Origin of the sequence: Naasia lichenicola (assembly GCF_004801885.1) — a bacterium.
Lineage (GTDB): Bacteria > Actinomycetota > Actinomycetes > Actinomycetales > Microbacteriaceae > Naasia > Naasia lichenicola.
The window spans coordinates 1-2299 of record NZ_SSSM01000009.1 but is presented as its reverse complement, the minus strand read 5'-3'; the positions used below and the strand labels follow the sequence as shown (position 1 = coordinate 2299).

Annotated in this window: 1 protein-coding gene; it reads right to left on the bottom strand. The window is 42.7% G+C overall.

Annotation, left to right across the window (positions count from 1 at the left end; translation table 11 throughout):
• Positions 1 to 919: 919 nt before the first annotated feature.
• On the bottom strand, positions 920 to 2299 hold a 1380-nt coding region (locus tag E6C64_RS18815), incomplete at its 5' end, for a Ty1/Copia family ribonuclease HI (RefSeq protein WP_136429496.1).

The window sequence follows — 2299 nt, the reverse complement described above, 5'->3', positions numbered from 1 at the left end:
TCCTTTAAGAGATTTAATAAGTCAGTGCACTAACTGTAGAGGACACCAGCCCCAACAAGCTCCCACTTGTCCGTACAAGTGTATGTGCAATGACGTTATCACACTACATGTGGAGGACACAAGCTCCAACAAACTCCCACTTGTCCGTACAAGTGTAGGTGCGATAACCGATTCTCATATCCTTTTAAAATTTCTCCCACTCAATGTAAAACAATTTGCAATCCGTATTCGCAAAGGTCGTGTTCTACAATCGATCTGTATCAAGAGTGGTTTCCCCGACTAGAGAGTAACTTAACTGATAAAACGAATCTGTATTCGAGCATGGCCATGCATTTTCAGTTACTACTCCTCGAGTGGCCCTGAGAAAAGATAAAATCCTGATAAGGGTTGGATATTTTCCCTCAACTCGAATCCTGCAGATGTAAGCGCAGCATGAAATGACCCAGTGAAAATCTTCTTGGCCCCCTGTTACGATGGACCGTGAGAAAGAAACCAAAGTCACCCAAAATCTGCCTTAATCTCAGAAGACAGTCGAAAGTCAAAAGATTCGACTCTAAGGAACACTATGGAGGTCCTATCCACGACCAGGCACCCAATGTTATAAAACATTTAGGACTCCATAACGTTGTCACATGGTTGTCCTACAAGATATCCGTATATCTTGCCTTCGTGATTGGTCAGTCAACCGTTTGACTTATGGCTAGTTGAATCCACCATCAACCAACGTCACAAAATGATTACCTGAGTTATCAGCTCAAGTGGGTAATCAAGGACCAAAACGATGTAATGTTATTCAGTTCACTTTGTGGTATTCAAAATTGTCGTACAATTCCACATGAAAAACAAAACATATAAATATCATAACGAAGAGGTTGTTTCAATAGTACACGAGAAAATGAATACAGTTCATAAAAGAGTACTACAACTCAGGAACACGTTTTATTCCCATGGAAGTAACGTGCCCTTCATGCTTATCACGTCGTAATGCTTTAGTTAGAGGATCAGCTATGTTGTCATCCGTAGCAATCTTCTCTAATAAAATTTCCTTTTGCTCCACGTAATCCCTGATTAGATGAGCTTTCCGTTGTACATGTCTAGACTTGTTACTAGACTTAGGCTCCTTAGCTTGGAAGATGGCACCTTTATTGTCACAATAAACGGTGATAGGGTCATTCGAACTAGGCACTACAGATAGTCCTTGTAAGAATTGACGCATCCATATAGCTTCCTTAGCTGCTTCCGAAGCGGCATAGTACTCGGACTCAGTCGTAGAATCTGCTGTAACACTTTGTTTGGTACTTTTCCAGCTGACAGCAGCGCCATTAAGAGTAAAAACGAATCCGGACTGAGATTTCGAGTCATCCTGATCCGTTTGGAAGCTAGCATCTGCGTAACCAGTAGCGCAGAGCCTCGTATCGCCTCCATAAGTCAATCCCCAATCTTTAGTCCTCCGTAGGTACTTAAGAATGTTTTTCACGGCCATCCAGTGTTGTTCACCTGGATGTGCTTGGAATCGACTTGTCATACTCAATGCATATGCAACGTCTGGACGTGTGCATATCATGGCATACATGATCGATCCTATAGCCGAAGCGTAAGGAATCCGACTCATGCGCTCTTTCTCTTCCGATGTCTTAGCTTCTTGAGACTTGCTCAAGTGAAGCCCAGTAGTCATGGGAAGGAACCCTTTCTTGGAGTTCGTCATGCTGAATCTCTCTAGGATCTTATCTATATAAGACTCCTGACTGAGAGATAACATCCGTCGTGATCTATCCCTGTAGATACGGATGCCCAAAATTCTTTGTGCCTCTCCCAGATCTTTCATCTGGAAATGGTTTTTCAACCATGCTTTAACCGAAGACAAGAGAGGTATGTCATTCCCAATCAAGAGTATGTCATCGACATACAGTACTAGGAAGACAATCTTGCTCCCACTCGACTTGATATATAGACATGGTTCCTCGACTGATCGAACGAAACCATTGTCCTTAATCACTTGGTCGAAGCGATGATTCCAACTCCGTGATGCTTGCTTAAGTCCATAAATGGAACGCTTAAGCTTGCAAACCTTCTTAGGATGTTTAGGATCGATAAAACCTTCGGGTTGTACCATGTACAACTCTTCCTCCAAATAACCGTTTAAGAAGGCGGTTTTAACATCCATCTGCCAGATTTCATAGTCATGAAATGCGGCAATCGCTAAGATAATCCGAATGGAACGTAGCATGACTACGGGTGCAAAGATCTCATCATAGTGCAAACCTGGCACTTGGGTGAAACCCTTAGCAACTAGTCGTGC